This window comes from Desulfovibrio piger ATCC 29098 (genome assembly GCF_000156375.1).
GTDB lineage: Bacteria > Desulfobacterota > Desulfovibrionia > Desulfovibrionales > Desulfovibrionaceae > Desulfovibrio > Desulfovibrio piger.
The window spans coordinates 685,348-701,246 of the sequence record NZ_DS996359.1 but is presented as its reverse complement, the minus strand read 5'-3'; the positions used below and the strand labels follow the sequence as shown (position 1 = coordinate 701,246).

The window sequence follows — 15,899 nt, the reverse complement described above, 5'->3', positions numbered from 1 at the left end:
CAGCGGCGGTCTGGGGATCCACCATATTGATGCGGGGAGAATCCTCGTCCAGGCCGGTGGTGTACTTCTTGAGCTCGAAGGAGCGCAGCACACCGCCGCCGGAATGCAGCACGGCCTTGTACAGGGGGGCGTCCACCGTCACGTCCACGCCGGGAGCGGGAGTGAAGGCAGGCAGGGGCTCGGCCTGGGCCTTCTGCTTGGCTTCGGCTTCAGCCTGGGCCTTCTGGGCCTGCTCGGCCTGGGCAGCCTCCATCTTGGCTATCTCGGCCGGATCGGGTTTGACCACCCAACCCATATAGTCGGCCAGATAGCTCCAGCCGACGACCACGAGCAGACACAGGACAATTGCCATGATAAGATTTTTGCCGTCTTGCATGCGGGGAGGTACTCCATGAAGCAGAGACTACGGGTGACGCCGCGCAGGGGGCACGGGATCATATCCCGAGCCGCCCCAGGGATGGCAGCGGGCCAGACGACGCAAGGCCAGCCAGCCGCCGCGCAATACGCCGTGGGTCATGATGGCTTCCAGGGCGTAGGCGGAACATGTGGGGTAAAAACGACAGGCAGGGGGCAGGACCGGAGAGATGAACAGCTGGTAGAAGCGGATGGGCAGGACGAAGAGACGGCGCAGCATGGCTAGTCCCTGTTCCGGCTGCCGTTGTTCCTGGCCGGGTGCAGGCCCGGCAGGCGCTGCAGCAGCGGCAGCAACTGGGCGTTGACGCGGTCCTGGTTCAGGTCCGCCGCGCCGGTGTGCTTTTTGGCCACAGCGACGATATCCAGATGTTCGGGCAAAAGTGCCCGGTGCAGGCGAAAGAATTCCCGCAGCAGACGTTTGACCCGGTTGCGCGTGACCGCTTTGCCCACCTTGCGGGATACAGCCATGCCCATACGCGTACAGGCCCCGTTTTCGCGGGGCCGTACAAAAACAAGGAAATGCTCCGTATGGTAACGCCTGCCCCGCTCGTAGCACGCGGAATACTCCGCTTGTTTGCGGATGCGGCTCTGGCGGGGCAGAAAAAGGCGTTCGGCCATGATGGCTCGCTTCTGGGATCGCGGGGCGCAGCCCCCAATCGACTAGGCGCTCAGATGCTTGCGACCCTTGGCGCGACGACGGCGCAGGATGGCGCGGCCGCTGGGGGTGGCCATGCGGGCGCGGAAACCGTGGGTGCGGGCTCTTCTGACTTTACTGGGCTGGTATGTTCTCTTCATTGCTCTAGCTCCTTGCGTGTGGCTGCGGCGACGGACAGCAGGCCAAGTGGCCCGGCGCGAGTTTTGCGCGACATAAGCGGGAAGGCTTGCCCGTGCCCGCAGCACTGTCGCTGCACGGAATACGCCTTGCAGCCTGTAAATTTGAAAGGGTTACATACACGGCATAAGGCCCGCCGTCAAGGCTTGTTCACCCTCCCCGGGCGGGACAATGAACAAAAAAACGCCGGCGGGACCGCTCCCTGCCTGTCGGTAAAGGCCTTTTGCGCCTTGACAGGATGTGCCTGCGACGGCACAATTTTTCTTCCAATATCACCAAGGAGACCGCATGTCCACGCCAGAACATCTGCTGCCCCCGCCGCCCGCCTGTCCCTGTGTGGTCCTCATCGGCATGGCCGGCGCGGGAAAATCCACTGTGGGCATGGCCCTGGCCCAGACCCTGGGCTGGGCCTTCATGGACAGCGACTATCTTATGGAGGCCCTGTATGCCGACCGCCTGCAAGCCGTTACCGATGCCCTGAGCAAGGAAGCCTTCCTGGATCTGGAAGCCGTGATGCTGAGCTCCATCCGCGTCCAGCGCACGGTCATCGCCACGGGCGGCAGTGCCGTCTACCGACCGCAGGCCATGGCGCACCTGGCCACCCTGGGGCCCGTGGTCTTCCTGGACGTGCCGCTGGAGACCATCCAGGAGCGCATCGCCCGCAATCCCGAACGCGGCCTGGCCATCGCTCCGGGGCAGACCCTGGCCGACATCTTTTATGAACGCGAGGCCCTCTACACCCACTACGCCACCCTGCGCTGCGACGCCCGCCAGAAGACGCCCCAGCAGTGCGCCCGCTGGATCGCCGAGCATTTGCCTGGCCTGCCCACGGCCTGACACCTTCCCACCCTACGCATGACGGGCCTCCGCCTTTTCGGGCGGGGGCTTTTTTATGGCCTTTGCCCTGCCCCGGGTGCCGCCCGCTCTCCTTTGCCCGCTTCCCCAAAGCGCAGCAGGCTGCTACCACTTTTCCGCTTGACATTTTTCCGGACGCATGTTTCCGATGTACCATCGGTCAATAGGCACTTTTATCTGCTGACAGCCTTTTGAACTCATGTATGGACATGGATGCACGCAAACCTCTCCTTCCTCCTTTGAGCTGAAGTCAGGCCGGGATACTTGTCGCCATCTGTCTTGCCGCCGCCATGACGACATTCCACAGCCGTCTTCTTGTCTCATCACTGCCCGATCTGCGTGGTATCTGGGGACTATCATATGATGAAGGCTCCGTCATCAGTACAGTTGCATCGGCATCACAGCTCATCCTTGCGCCCATACTTCCCTTTTTCCTGACGGCGCTGGGCCTGCGGCGCCTGCTCCTGCCGCTTTCCCTGGGCTTCGTCTGCGTGGCCTTCTGCATCCCCTTCATCTCCGGCTACGAGAACCTGCTCGTGGCCCATGCCCTCATGGGCCTGCTCATCGGCTCCTTCGTGACGGCCACCATACAGATCATGCTCAAGCATCTGCCGCCGCCGTGGTGGGTGGTGGTGCTGGCCTTTTTCACCTTCCGTGTCTCCCTGGGCATCAATTCCGGCGTCTCGCTGGGGGCCTTCTATCTGGAATATATGGGCTGGCAATGGATCTACTGGCAGTCCGGGCTCATCATGTTCGTCTATTTCGTCCTGCTCCAGCGCCATCTGCCCCCGGATACGCCCATCAGGGAACTGCTGCACAAGCCGGACTATTCCGGCATGGCCTTCTATTGCCTGAGCGCCGTCCTCATCTATGCCGGGCTGGACCAGGGCGAACGCCTGGGCTGGTTCGATTCGGGCATCATCACGGTGTTCCTGGCCGGCGGCCTCGTCAGCTTTTGCCTCTTCCTCGCCAACGAGGCGCTGGTGGAACGCCCCTGGGCACCGCCCCGGCTGTTCGCGGACTTCAACATCATCATGTCCGTGGGCATGGTCATCATCTATATATTCATCCTTTCCGCCAATTCCCTGCTCATCACCCTGTTCCTGGACACGGTGCACGATCTGCGGCCCCTGCAAAGCGGCCTGCCCCTGCTGCTGGTGGCCCTGCTGCTGGTGGCCCTGCTGCTGGTGGCCCTGCTGCAACTGCTGGCCACACCCTTTTGCGCCTTCCTGGTGCTCAAGACGGACACGCGCCTGCTCTGCGCCACGGGCGTCCTGCTCATGGGGCTGGCCTGCTATCAGGGCACCTTCATCACCGCGGACTGGATGGCCGCCGACTTTTTCCCCATGGCCATCCTGTTCTCCATCGGGCATCCGCTGGTCTTCCTTTCCCTGATGGCCTTCTGCATGGCCTGCTTCACGGCCAAGACCGCCGTGGGCCTACTGGCCTATATCCAGGTCTCGCGCATCTCCACGCCCATCGCGGGCAATGCTCTGTTCCTGCTGCTCATCCGGCAGCGGGAGGATCTGTACTTCAGCCAGACGGGCAGCCGCCTGACGGGTGACGCCCCGGCCGTGGCGCGCTTTCTGGACAGCGGCGGCTCGCTGGACCAGCTGCGGGAACAGTTGCAGACCGATGCCTTCATCCTGGGGATCAACGATGTCTTTGCCCTCTGTGTCTGCATCGCTCTGGGCACCATGCTGCTGCTGGCCTTCGTCAAGGCCATGAAACCAACGCCGGTCAGCCCCGTGGATCTGGGCACACCGGGAAACTGAACGCACGGGGACCGTCATGAACAGCCTCAAACCCGGTTTTGCCGACGAACTGCTAAAGCTGGCCCTGTATGACCGCCTGCTGGCCCTTTTCCGGCTCTCGCCATGGATCATCCTGGGCATGCTGCTGCTCGTCATCCTCTTCTTCCTGCTGAACTTCAACCGGCTGGAGAGCGGCAAGCGCATACAGGAGACGGACAACGCCTATACCCAGCTGGACCGCGTGGTGCTGGAAGCCAAGGTCAACGGCTATGTGGCCCAGGTGGGCTTTGGCGATTTCCAGCGGGTGAAGGCCGGTGACGTGCTCCTGCGCGTGCAGGACGCCGACTACCGGGCCCGCACGGACCAGGCCCGGGCCGTCAGGGACAAGAACGCCGCCAATCTGGAGCGTCTCGATCTGGAGATTGGCTTGCAGGAAGCCTGCATCCGGCAGGCCCGCGTGGCCGCGGAGAACGCGGCGGCCCGCCTCGATCTGGCCAGCCGCGAGAACGCCCGCGTGCAGAAGCTCTTCAAGTGCAATGCCGTCTCCACGCGTGAGGCGGACTCGGCGGAGATCAACCTGCGCACGGCCCAGCACAGCCACCGTGAAGCCCTGGCCGAAGTCCGGGTGCAGGAGCGCAAGCTCGAACTGCAAAAGGCCGACAGGCAACTGCGCGAGGCTGACCTTCGGGCCGCGGAAGCGCAGTTGCAGAGCGCCCTCATCGACCTGGGGCACACCATCATCACCGCCCCAGGCAACGGCCATACCGGCGCCCGCAAGATACAGGTGGGGGATCTGGTCAGGGAAGGCATGCAGGTCGTCTCGCTGGTGCTGGACATGTCCCCCTACATCGTCGCCAATTACAAGGAGACCCAGATCGGCAACATCCGGGTGGGCCAGCCCGTGGAGATCCTCATCGATACCTTCCCCGGCCACACCTTCCGGGGCCATGTGGAGAGCATCTCGCCCGCCACCGGGGCCACCTTTTCCCTGCTGCCCAAGGACACCTCGTCCGGCAACTTCACCAAGGTCGTCCAGCGCATCCCGGTGCGCATCGCCTTCGAACCCGGCCAGGAACGCCTGCCGGAGATCCGTTCCGGTATGTCGGTCATCACCCGCATCGATACCGGCAGCGGACAGACGGGAGCCTAGCCGGCCGGGGATGCAGGAAAGGACGAGCTGCGCTACCGGACGGGCAGCAGACCGCCTCCTCCGATCTCCCCTTGGCATGCCTTCCGCCTGTCCGTGGTGACGGCATCCTCCCGTGACCTTCTTTCCTCCTCCCGATATTCCGGCTCTCCATGGAAGCCCGCACGGCTCCCACAGCCCAGGGCCCTCCGGGCATGCCCTGCCGCCTGCGCAAGATCACCCGTCAGCACGGCGCCCCGGATATTTTCCCATGCCCCCAGGTCTCTTCCCCTTTCCGCTTCCCGGTGGTTCCCCATACGCTTTCGTCGCCCACGCTGCCGCTGAGCCGCTCCCCTGCCCGCCGATGACTTTCCGCAGACCGAAAAAAAACCCCTTCCCGTGAGGGATGGGGGCTTCCGTTTCAGACAGGGCGCGGCAGGACTAGTACTGCCACTTCTTGCCGTCGTAACGGATCATTTCATTGAGGTTGCGGGTCTTGATCTTTTCGCAGGGAGCGGAAAGGGCACCGCTCTTGCTGGCACCGCGGCATTCATAGACATGCTCGGAATAGCGGATGAAGCCCACATAACCGCGGGCGCCCTTGCGCACTTCGGTGGTCAGGCTGTCGGTATCCACTTCCACATAGGTGGCCACGTATTCCTTGCCCACCTTGCGCACTTCCTTGTGGGCCTTGGAAGGCATCACCGTGCGGGAGGCACGGCCCACCAGGCTCTGGCCGGTCTTGTACAGATCGGCTTCCAGCTTGGACTGGGACACGGGGGCCGCCTTGGCCGGAGCTTTTTCAGGGGCTTTGGCGACCTCGGTAGCGGGTTCTTCAGCAGGGGCGGCCGTGGCCGGGCTGGAGCCTTCGTCCCCGCCGAACAGGGCGCAGCCGCCGCACAGCAGGCTGGTCAGCAGGCTGACTGCCAGAATCTTTTTCATTTGTCATTACTCCTTAATGGAAAAACCCGGCGTTTCCGCCGGGTTTCATTCAAAGGGGGAAAGGGGCGCCGTTTAGTCGAAGGAGATCTCCGTACGACGGTTCATGTAACGGCCTTCTTCGCTGTCGTTGCTGTACTTGAAGGACTTGCCCTTGCCGATGGCGGTCATGCGGCTGGCGGGCACGCCCTGCTTGGCCAGGTAGCCCTTAACGGCTTCGGCGCGGTTCTTGGACAGCTTGGCGTTGTAGGCGTCGCTACCACGGGAGTCGGTCCAGCCGGTCAGCACGATCTTGGTGTTGGGCTTGGACTTGATGAGGCCGGCGGCTTCGTCCAGGATGCCCATGGCCTTGCTGTCCAGGGCATAGGAGTCGAAGGCGAAGTTGACGCCGCGCAGCACGATCACGGTTTCTTCCTGGCAGAACACGGCCAGCACGAAGCGTTCCACTTCGGCGTCGCTGGTGGCCAGGTCTTCAGCGCGAACCAGCACGGAGGCGGGGTTCATGCCGGCAATGGCCTTGACGGTGGCTTCGCCCTGCGGGGTGTCGGCCAGGGAGATCACGTGGATGACCATGTTACGCTGGGTGGCGTACACCTGACGGGCCACTTCCACCAGATCCATACCGCGGTTGTTGTCGCCGTCGGTCACCAGGATCAGGGCAGCGCTGCGTTCCATGGAGCTCAGGAAGGGCTCGTAGGTCTGCAGGCCGTCGCCCATGTTGGTCATGCGGCCGAAGGTGGCAAAGCCGCTGCGCAGGGTGTTGATACCGCTATCCATGGCGGCGCGGTTCCAGGGGCCCTGTTCGATGACGGTGCCGTTAGGAGCGATGGTATGCAGGCCACCCTTGAAGTCCAGGGCGGGGATGGCGGCGTTGACGCGCTTCAGGGCGATCTTGGCCACTTCGATCTTGTCCTGCTTCATTTTGTCATTCTTCATCATCATGGAGCCGGAGTAGTCCACGACGAAGTCGAAGCTGTTGACCTTCTTGCTGCAGACAGGAGCGGCCACGGCAGCCACGGCGAAGCTCAGAAGAACCGCGGCGGTAAGGGCCAGCAGGCGGAAAGATTTCATGATGCCTCCCAAAAAAGTTATTGTTTTGCCTGCAACATGCCAGGCAATATGCGCCAGCTACCTTTTGCCTTTATTGGAAAGGGTATTGACACCTTTAAAAATTAGCGCGTTTCGCAGTAAAGGGCAAGCGTTCTTTCTTTCAGCGCCCCTCCCGTGCCGCGGCTCCCGGCAGGCCACGGAGCGACCCGGCAGCGCCGATGCCCGCCGGGGATGCCCGGTGGCTGGACAGTCGGGCCCGCCTGTAGCATACTGAATAGATACAAAAGGATGGGTTATGCCAGCACTCGATTTTTCCAAATGGAGCCCCGGCGGCAACACGACGCTCTTTTTCCCTGCCGCGGGCCTGGATGCGGCCCGGCAGGCGGAGCTGGCCCGGCAGGCCATGCGTCCTGACAGCCTGGGGGCGGAACAGGCCGGTTTCGTCTCTGTGGAAGAACGCCGCCTGCGCATGGCGGGCGGTGAGTTCTGCGTCAACGCCACACGGGCCTTCGGCGCCCTGCTGGCCTTCCGCGAGAGCGCCTCGCCCGAGGCCACGCTTCAGGGCATCGCCCGCCAGAAGCTGACCAACGAGCACCGCTATGAGGTGCAGGTCTCCGGCTGGCAGACCCCCATCCGGCTCCAGGTACGCGGCACCTCTCCCCACTGGCAGGTGCGCGCCGAGCTGCAATTGCCGCCCTGCCCCATCACCCACCCGGAACAGGGCATCCATCTGGTGCGCCTGCCCGGCATCTGCCATCTGCTGCTGGACGGTGAGGTGCACATGCAGCCCGAGGACTGCATCGCCGCCTCGCGCATGTTGCGCCGCCAGTACGGCATGACCGGCGAAGTGGCCAGCGGCGTCATCTGGTGGGGCCGCCGCGCGGGCATGCTGGACATGCTGCCCGTGGTCCATGTGCGCGATGCCCACACCACCTGCATCGAGAACGCCTGCGGTTCCGGCGCCCTGGCCCTGGCCCTGCTGCTGGCCGCCAAGGGCAACCGCAAGCCTTTGGACATCATGCAGCCCGGCGGCAGCTCCCTGCATGTCCACATCCCCGACGATGAACAGGGCAAAGCCTTCATCGACGGTCCTGTGGATCTTGTGGCCCGCGGCCGCGTCTGGCTGCCCGACGCCCAGGCCTGATCTTTTTAGGGCGGCCGTCTGCCGGGCTCGCGCCCGGTCGCTGCGGCTGCCCTTTTTTGCGCGCTCCGCGCGTCCTGTCCCGTTCCTTTCCAACCAAAGATACATGAAACAGCAGAACCTCCTCCCCGGCATCAGCCTGCCCGCTCCCCGTCCTTCCCGTCCGGCCGATACCCCGCCGGCACCGTCCCCGGCCGCTCCGGTCGCGCCCGATACGGATACCTGGTCCCCGCAGGAGAGCCTGCTGCACTCCGCTTTCGTGTTCGAACCCGCCGATACGGCGGCCGAGCCCGTGCTGGTCCTGGGCCTGGACTGCGCCCTGCCCCTGCGCGAGGGCCTTTCGCCCGCCCGGCTGCACCTCATCGAACAGGCCGACGTCCTGTGCGGCGGCCGTCGCCTGCTGGCGGCCTTCGACGATCTCCCCGCCCGTCAGCTCCCCCTGACCGCGCCGCTGGAACCGGTGCTGGCCCGCATCAGCCATCTGCGCGCCGGCGGCAAAAAAGTGGTCGTGCTGGCCGACGGCGACCCCCTGTTTTACGGCATCGGCACTACGCTCCTGCGCCAGCTGGGCCCCGAAGCCGTGCGCATCCTGCCCGGGGTCAGCTCCCTGCAGCAGGCCTGCGCCCGTCTGGGCCTGCCCTGGCATGACGTCATCTGCCTTTCCCTGCACGGCCGCGACGACTTGACGCCCCTCCATGCGGCCATCCACCGGCACCGGCCCATCAGCCTGCTCACCGATGCCCGCATGACGCCCGACCTGCTGGCCCGCCATCTGCTGGACAGGGGCGTGGACTGGTTCGCCATGCATGTTTTTGAAAACATGGGGAGCGACGGGGAAAAGGAACATCATTTTACCCTGGAAGAAGCCGCCGCGGCCCGCTTCGGAGCTGTCTGTACCGTGCTGCTGACGCCCGCGGGCGAGATGCGCCGTCCGCATCCCGGCCTGCTGCCCGCCGAACTGCGTCACGAGGACGGCCTGCTGACCAAACCCGCCGTGCGTGCCGCCGCCCTGGCCCTGCTGCGGCCCGAGCCCCGGCATACGGTCTGGGATCTGGGCGCCGGTTCCGGTTCCGTGGCTCTGGAGGCCGCCTGTCTGGCCCACGAGGGCCGCGTGGTGGCCGTGGAACGCGCCCCTTCCCGCGCTCTGGACATCCAGGAGAACCGCCGCCGCTTCGGGGCCGCCTCGGTGGATGTCTGTCTGGGCACGGTGCCCCAGTGTCTGCCGCGCCTGCCCGACCCGCACCGGGTCTTCATCGGCGGCGGGCTTTCCGGCGACGGGGCCCACAACCTGCTGGAACAGGTCTGTCGCCGTCTGCTGCCCGGCGGACGGCTGGTGGTGAGCTGCATCCTGCTGGATACGCTGGCCCGCTGCCGTGCCTTTTTCGAGGGCCTGGGCTGGCCCGCCGAAGTGATGCAGGTGCAGTCCGCCCAGTCCCGGCCGCTGGGCCGGGACATCTTCCTGGCCGCCGCCAACCCGGTCTTCCTGCTGGCCGTGGACAAACCCGGACAGGAAGGGGACCAGGGCTAGGAAAAGATCGGGGGCCTGTGCCCCATGCGGGAGGCGGCCCCCTCTGGACGCCGTCCCCCGGCATGACACGCTACAGGGACGCGGGATGGCGATGCCACGCCCCGCCAACCGGAGGATATCATGGAAAAGCAGCCAGGTATGGTCAGTTTCGTCGGCGCGGGTCCCGGTGACCCGGAACTGCTCACCCTCAAGGGGAAACGCCTCATCGAAGAGGCCGCCCTGCTGCTCTACGCCGGCTCCATGATCCCGCCCGCCCTGCTGGATCTGGCATCGCCCCGTGCCAGCGTCATCGACGCCGCCCCGCTGGATCTGGAGGAATGCCATTCCCTCATGCTCCAGTTCGCCCGTGCCGGTCAGCCCGTGGTACATCTGCATACCGGCGACCCCGCCGTCTACAGCGCCCTGCGCGAACAGCTGGCCCTGCTGGACAGGGACGGCATCCCCTGGCAGGTGGTGCCCGGCATCACGGCCGCCAGCGCCGCCGCTGCCGCTGCCGGATGCAGCTTTACCGTGCCCGGCGCCACCCAGAGCCTGATCATGACCCGCATGCCCGGCCGTACGCCCATGCCCGAACAGGAGGCCCTGCGCCATCTGGCCAGGCACGGCACCACGCTGGCCGTCTACCTTTCCGCCATGCAGGCCCGCGCCATGCAGGAGGAACTGGAACAGTCCCTGCCCGCCGCCACGCCCGTCATCTGCGCCTTCCGCCTGGGCTGGCCCGACCAGCAGCTCATCCGCACCCGCCTCGACCTGCTGGCCGAGACCATCGAAAAGAATGGCCTTTCCCGCCAGACCGTGGTCCTCGTCCTGCCCGGCGAGGGAGAAGACGCCCCGGCGCCGCGTACCTGCGGCCCGCATACCGATCACGATTGATGCGATCCGGGAAAGCGCCCCAAAGCCTTTCCCGGATCGCCGTACAACTCAGTCATCCTTTCCATCCGCTACCAGCCGGGCACGGCAGCGCGCCATGGCCGCCTTCCCGCCCGGTCCGCGCTCCCCGTATGCCGCAAAAAAGCCGCACCCGTTGTCCTTGGGGCGCCCCGCTTTTCACAATCCCTCATTTCATACCGCAATGCTTGCAAGCGGTAAAAAGCTTGGGTAAGCTGGCACTTTCCATTATCCCGCAGCAGGAGTGCAGGAACATCATGCCAACCCCCATTCTGGAAAAAGAAAGCCTCATCCCGGGCAAGACCAGCAAACTGGTGCTGCACGCGCCGGCCATTGCCAGCCACGCCCGGCCCGGTCATTTCGTCATGCTGCGCATGAGCCCCACGGGCGAGCGCATCCCCCTGACCATCGCCGATACCGATGCCGAAAAGGGCACCATCACCATCGTCTATCTGGTCATGGGCAAGAGCACGGCCATCCTTGAGGACCTCAAGGCCGGCGACGAGATCCTGGACGTTTGCGGCCCCCTGGGCAAGCCCACCCACATCGAGAAAAAGGGCACCGTCATCTGTGTGGGCGGCGGTACCGGCATTGCCGCCATGCACCACATCGCCAAGGGCCATTCGCGCATCGGCAACAAGGTCGTGGGCATCATCGGCGCCCGCAACAAGGACCTGCTCCTGTTCGAAAAGGAACTGGCCAGCTTCGTGGACGAACTGCTCATCTCCACCGACGACGGCAGCTACGGTCACAAGGGCCTGGTCACCGACCTGCTCCGCGACCGTCTGGAATCCGACAAAGACGTCTTTGAAGTGGTGGCCGTGGGTCCCGTGCCCATGATGGCCGCCGTGGCCAACACCACCCGTCCCTACGGCGTGCACACCACCGTCAGCCTCAACCCCATCATGGTGGACGGCATCGGCATGTGCGGCGCCTGCCGCGTGACCGTGGACGGCAAGACCAAGTTCGCCTGTGTGGACGGCCCCGAATTCGACGGCCACAAGGTGGACTTCGACGAACTGCGCCGCCGTCTGGGCGCCTACCGCGATCAGGAAAAGGTCTCCATCGACCAGTACAGGAGCACCCATGGAAACTAAGCCCAAGAAGACCATTGCTCCGCGCGTGGACATGCCCTGCCAGCCCGCGGACGTGCGCGCTCACAATTTCGACGAAGTGGCCACCGGCTACACCAAAGAGATGGCCATGCAGGAAGCCTCCCGCTGCCTGCAGTGCAAAAAGCCCCTCTGCATGAAGGGCTGCCCCGTGGAAGTGCCCATCCGCGACTTCATCGGTGAAGTGGCCCGCGGCAACTTCGACGCCGCCTACCGCATCATCAAGACCACCAACAGCCTGCCTGCCGTGTGCGGCCGCGTCTGCCCGCAGGAACACCAGTGCGAAGGCAAGTGCATCCTCAACGCCAAGGGCCAGCCCATCGCCATCGGCCGCCTGGAACGCTTCGTGGCCGACACCTACATCGCCACCAGCGCCTGCGAGCAGGTGACCGGCACCAATTCCTGTGCCATGCCCGTCAAGGGCAAGAAGATGGCCTGCATCGGCTCCGGTCCTTCCTCCCTGACCTGTGCGGGCGTCTGCGCCGCCAATGGCCTCAAGGTGGACGTGTTCGAAGCCCTGCACGAGCCCGGCGGCGTGCTCATCTACGGCATCCCCTCTTTCCGTCTGCCCAAGAACGTGGTGGCCACCGAAGTGGACGGCCTGCGCCGCTCCGGTGTGGACTTCCACCTCAACAGCGTGGGCGGCCGCACCTTCACCGTGGACGAACTGCGCAAGGAATATGACGCGGTCTTCATCGGCGTGGGCGCCGGTCTGCCGGTCTTCCTGGGCGTTCCCGGCGAAAACCTGGTGGGCGTGTTCTCCGCCAACGAATACCTGACCCGCGTGAACCTGGGCCGCGCCTATGCCTTCCCCGAACAGGACACCCCCGCCTACCTCGGCAAGCATGTGACCGTGTTCGGCGCCGGCAACGTGGCCATGGACGCCGCCCGTACCGCCCTGCGCATGGGCGCGGAAAGCGTGCATATCGTCTACCGCCGCACCAAGGCCGAGATGCCCGCCCGCCGCGAGGAAGTGGAACATGCGGAGGAAGAAGGCGTGAAGTTCGAGATGCTGGCCGCCCCCGTGAAGTTCAACGGGGACGCCGAGATGAAGCTCACGTCCGTGACCCTGCAGAAGATGGAACTGGGCGAGCCCGACGCCTCCGGCCGCCGTCGCCCCGTGCCCGTGGAAGGCGCCACCTACGAACTGGCCACCGACCTGGCCATCGTGGCCCTGGGCACCCGTTCCAACCCCATCCTGCTGGAAGCCACCGAAGGCCTGGAAAAGACCGAACGCGGCTACATCAAGGTGGATGAAGCCACGGGCGAGACCTCGCTGCCCAACGTCTTCGCCGGCGGCGACATCGTCACCGGCGCGGCCACGGTCATCCTGGCCATGGGCGCCGGACGCCGGGCCGGTCAGGAGATCTGCCGCCGCCTGCTCGGTTAACCGGCCATAGCGTCAGCACATCACGGGGAGGGTCCGCCCTCCCCGTTTTTTTCCCTCGGGCCCTGCCCCCATCTCAGCCGCGTCCGCGACCTGCCGCCATCACGGCCATCCCGTCTGTCCCTGACAGGCCGGGGCGCTCCCCGGAGACCACCATGATCATCGCCGACCTCCACAGCCATACCCGCTATTCCCACGGTGCCAGCACGCCCCAGGAGATGTACGCCGCCGCCTGTACGGCCGGGCTCAAACTGCTGGGCTTCACCGAACATTCCCCGCGTCCGCTGGGCTTCGACTATACCAACGAATACCGCGAACAGCTGAGCCGCTTCATGCCCACCTATGCCCGCGAGGTCTGCGAGCTGCGCGACAACGCCGCTCCCGATGCCTGCCAGGTGCTGTTCGGCATGGAGATGGACTGGCTGGACGGACAGACGGATTTTGCCCGCCAGGCCTGCACCGCCTATGATTTCGACTACCTGCTGGGCAGCGTGCACTTTATCGGCCACTGGGGCTTCGACGACCGGGCCTCGGACTGGGACATCCTTTCGCAGGAAGAATGCGAGCGGAACTATGTGCGCTACTTCCAGAGCTGGCGCGAGATGATCGCCTCGGGCATGTTCCAGATCGCCGCCCACCCCGACCTCATCAAGATCTTCTCCGTGGACCGCTTCCACATCTGGCTCAACAAGCCCGGCAGCCTCGACATCATCCGCACGGCCCTCACCGAGCTGCGCGACGCGGGCATGGCCATGGAGATCTCGTCCGCCGGGCTGCGCAAGCCCTGCCGCGAGATCTATCCCTGCGCCCCCATCATGCAGCTGGCCGCCGAGCTCCGCGTGCCCGTGACCTTCGCCTCCGACGCCCATATCACCACCGACGTGGCCTTTGCCTTCCCTCGTCTGGAAAGCTACGCCCGCGCCTTCGGCTTCACCCAGAGCGTCTGGTACAAGCAGGGACAACAGCACGTGCTGCCGCTGTAGGAAAGAGTACGGCGCCGGATCTTTTTCCGGGGGAAGCCCCATCTCCGCTGGCGATGCCCGTGAAGCAGGCGCCAGCGGGTACGTCCCTGCGGTCGCCATCCGGTCGTTGTCCGTACGGGAGGGCTTCCCCCAAACTCCCTTCCCCAGCGCGTTATCCCAAAAGATGACGCTTGCGGGAGAGCAGGGGCTCTCCTTCAGCGCGGGCCCCACTCACGTCCGGGCAAGGCCCGTTGCCCCATGTCTCCGGTCAACGGGCCCCGCAGCAGGGCCCTGTGCCCGACAGCGTGCAGGCCCGCCCCATTGCGTATGTTTTCAGGCTGTCCGTCCCCGGACAGTTTTCCCCATCTTTCCGCGGTCCGTAGGACGGATACGTGCCGCCAGTTTCACGAGCCTCTCATGGAAACCCAGTCCCATCTCCTTCCCGGCAGTCCCCTGGTGGACATCGAAGACCTGAGCCTGTTCCTGCCCGGCGATGCCCGGCAGAAAATGATCCTGCACCATATCGACTGGCATCTGTGCCGTGGCGAGCACCACTTGCTGCTGGGCCACAACGGTGCCGGCAAGACCACGCTCATGCGCCTCATGCACGGCCTGCTCTGGCCGGCGGAAGGCCGCATCGTCTGGCATACCAGCGAAGGCGCGGAGACCTCGCCCATCGCGGGCCGCGCCGTCAGCGCCCTGGTCTCGCCCGACCAGCAGGAGAACTACCAGCGCCAGCGCTGGTACATCACCGGCCGGGAACTGCTGCTCACGGCATTTGAAGATACCCCCCTGCTCTACACCAACACTTCCGAACAGCGTCATGCGCAGGTGGAGGACATGGCACGGCGCCTGCGCGCCCTGGACCTGCTGGACAGGATGGTGCCGGAAGTCTCGCAGGGCCAGCTCCGCCTGCTCCTGCTGGGCCGAGCCCTGGTCCGTCAGCCCGACCTGCTCCTGCTGGACGAATGCAGCGACGGGCTGGATGCCGATCACAGCCGCCGTTTCTATGAAGTGCTGGACAGCGTGCGCGAGCACTGCACGGTCATCATGAGCAGCCACCGCCCGGAACAGGTGCCGGACTGGTGCCGCAAGACGCGTGTCATCCATCAGGGCCGCCTGCTGGCCCCGGGAAGCGCCCTGCCGCCGCAGGAAGGCGAATATGAGGACATCAGCCTGGCCGGCGCCGTGGCGCCCGCCCCTGAGCCCTCCGCCCCGCTGCTGGACGTGCGCCATGCCACGGTCTTCATCGACGGGCAGGAGATATTGCACGATGTGGACTGGACGCTGCGCAAGGGCGAACACTGGCGCATCGAGGGCGAGAACGGCTCGGGTAAATCCACCTTCCTGCGCATGCTGGCCGGGGACGAATTCGTGGCCGTGGGCGGCACGCTGGTGCGCCATCTGCCCCACCACGGCGGCGAGACCGTGCTGCTGGAAGAGATCCGCAAGGGCGTGCGCCTGGTCTCCGACCTCTCCCAGGCCCTGTACGGCTACAGCATCACGGCTCTGGAACTGGTCTGCACCGGTCTGGAAAACACCGTGGGCGTCTACCGCGACTACAGCAAGGCCGAACAGGAGCAGGCCCGCCGCGTCATGCGCGAGCTGGGCGTGGGCCATCTGGCGGAACGCTCCATCCGCCTGCTCTCCACCGGCCAGCTGCGCCGCCTGTTCCTGGCCCGCGCCCTCATGGGCGAGCCGGACATCCTGCTGCTGGACGAACCCTGCTCCGCTTTGGACGAAGACTCCCGCCGCCAGTATCTGGACCTGCTGGACCAGCTGGCCGCCCGCGGCATCTCGCTGGTCTTCGTCTCCCACTTCGAAGGCGACGCGCCGTCCTGCATCAACCGCCGGGCGCGCATGCATCAGGGCCGCCTGGAGATTTTGGTATAGGGGCACACGGGGGAGAGG

At 65.3% G+C, this 15,899-nt stretch carries 16 protein-coding genes; 10 read left to right on the top strand and 6 right to left on the bottom strand.

From position 1 onward, the window contains the following. The 4 genes from yidC to rpmH all read right to left on the bottom strand — a co-directional run. On the bottom strand, nt 1-352 hold a 352-nt coding region (gene yidC, locus DESPIG_RS09590; RefSeq protein ID WP_246118346.1), incomplete at its 3' end, for a membrane protein insertase YidC. Nucleotides 353-403: 51 nt separating this feature from the next. Beyond that, nucleotides 404-634 carry a membrane protein insertion efficiency factor YidD gene (yidD, locus tag DESPIG_RS09585; protein WP_006007998.1) on the bottom strand — a complete coding sequence of 77 codons (231 nt, stop codon included), beginning with the start codon at nt 632-634 and terminating at the stop codon, nt 404-406. 2 nt (nt 635-636) lie between these two features. Beyond that, nucleotides 637-1,032 carry a ribonuclease P protein component gene (gene rnpA / locus DESPIG_RS09580; protein ID WP_006007996.1) on the bottom strand — a complete coding sequence of 132 codons (396 nt, stop codon included), beginning with the start codon at nt 1,030-1,032 and terminating at the stop codon, nt 637-639. Between the two features lie 42 nt (nt 1,033-1,074). Further along, nucleotides 1,075-1,209 carry a 50S ribosomal protein L34 gene (gene rpmH / locus DESPIG_RS09575; protein WP_006007995.1) on the bottom strand — a complete coding sequence of 45 codons (135 nt, stop codon included), beginning with the start codon at nt 1,207-1,209 and terminating at the stop codon, nt 1,075-1,077. A 325-nt stretch (nt 1,210-1,534) separates the two neighbouring features. On the opposite strand from rpmH, the gene thrB reads away from it, so the two are divergent. The 3 genes from thrB to DESPIG_RS09560 all read left to right on the top strand — a co-directional run bounded on the left by thrB (nt 1,535) and on the right by DESPIG_RS09560 (nt 5,005). Then, complete coding sequence (thrB, locus tag DESPIG_RS09570) at nt 1,535-2,083, top strand: homoserine kinase (protein WP_040369796.1); 549 nt, start codon at nt 1,535-1,537, stop codon at nt 2,081-2,083. A 278-nt stretch (nt 2,084-2,361) separates the two neighbouring features. After that, nucleotides 2,362-3,876, top strand: a complete 1,515-nt coding sequence (locus tag DESPIG_RS09565) for an MFS transporter (RefSeq protein ID WP_306345844.1) — start codon at nt 2,362-2,364, stop codon at nt 3,874-3,876. A 16-nt stretch (nt 3,877-3,892) separates the two neighbouring features. Next, nucleotides 3,893-5,005: an HlyD family secretion protein gene (locus DESPIG_RS09560; RefSeq protein ID WP_006007987.1), complete on the top strand. Its 1,113-nt coding sequence runs from the start codon at nt 3,893-3,895 to the stop codon at nt 5,003-5,005. A gap of 417 nt (nt 5,006-5,422) precedes the next feature. Here the strand turns inward: DESPIG_RS09560 and DESPIG_RS09555 are convergent, their stop codons facing one another. Continuing rightward, nucleotides 5,423-5,923 (bottom strand): hypothetical protein, encoded by a 501-nt coding sequence (locus tag DESPIG_RS09555; RefSeq protein ID WP_006007984.1) that lies wholly within the window; start codon nt 5,921-5,923, stop codon nt 5,423-5,425. A gap of 72 nt (nt 5,924-5,995) precedes the next feature. Beyond that, nucleotides 5,996-6,991, bottom strand: a complete 996-nt coding sequence (locus DESPIG_RS09550; protein ID WP_006007982.1) for an OmpA family protein — start codon at nt 6,989-6,991, stop codon at nt 5,996-5,998. A gap of 274 nt (nt 6,992-7,265) precedes the next feature. On the opposite strand from DESPIG_RS09550, the gene DESPIG_RS09545 reads away from it, so the two are divergent. The 7 genes from DESPIG_RS09545 to DESPIG_RS09515 all read left to right on the top strand — a co-directional run bounded on the left by DESPIG_RS09545 (nt 7,266) and on the right by DESPIG_RS09515 (nt 15,881). Then, on the top strand, nt 7,266-8,114 hold the full coding sequence (locus tag DESPIG_RS09545; protein WP_006007979.1) for a histidine racemase CntK family protein: 849 nt from the start codon (nt 7,266-7,268) through the stop codon (nt 8,112-8,114). A 103-nt stretch (nt 8,115-8,217) separates the two neighbouring features. Then, entirely contained in the window at nt 8,218-9,639 is a 1,422-nt protein-coding gene (gene cbiE, locus DESPIG_RS09540) for a precorrin-6y C5,15-methyltransferase (decarboxylating) subunit CbiE (protein ID WP_006007977.1), read from the top strand. A 120-nt stretch (nt 9,640-9,759) separates the two neighbouring features. Then, the gene (gene cobM / locus DESPIG_RS09535) at nt 9,760-10,512 is read left to right on the top strand and encodes a precorrin-4 C(11)-methyltransferase (protein WP_006007976.1); all 753 of its coding nucleotides are present in this window, start codon (nt 9,760-9,762) and stop codon (nt 10,510-10,512) included. 272 nt (nt 10,513-10,784) lie between these two features. Further along, the gene (locus DESPIG_RS09530) at nt 10,785-11,624 is read left to right on the top strand and encodes a sulfide/dihydroorotate dehydrogenase-like FAD/NAD-binding protein (RefSeq protein ID WP_040369795.1); all 840 of its coding nucleotides are present in this window, start codon (nt 10,785-10,787) and stop codon (nt 11,622-11,624) included. Beyond that, the gene (gltA, locus tag DESPIG_RS09525; RefSeq protein ID WP_006007974.1) at nt 11,614-13,029 is read left to right on the top strand and encodes an NADPH-dependent glutamate synthase; all 1,416 of its coding nucleotides are present in this window, start codon (nt 11,614-11,616) and stop codon (nt 13,027-13,029) included. The genes DESPIG_RS09530 and gltA overlap by 11 nt, the downstream gene beginning before the upstream one ends. Before the next feature lie 152 nt (nt 13,030-13,181). Beyond that, nucleotides 13,182-14,009, top strand: a complete 828-nt coding sequence (locus tag DESPIG_RS09520; RefSeq protein ID WP_006007973.1) for a histidinol-phosphatase — start codon at nt 13,182-13,184, stop codon at nt 14,007-14,009. Between the two features lie 396 nt (nt 14,010-14,405). Further along, nucleotides 14,406-15,881: an ATP-binding cassette domain-containing protein gene (locus DESPIG_RS09515; protein ID WP_006007972.1), complete on the top strand. Its 1,476-nt coding sequence runs from the start codon at nt 14,406-14,408 to the stop codon at nt 15,879-15,881. Nucleotides 15,882-15,899 lie beyond the last annotated feature (18 nt).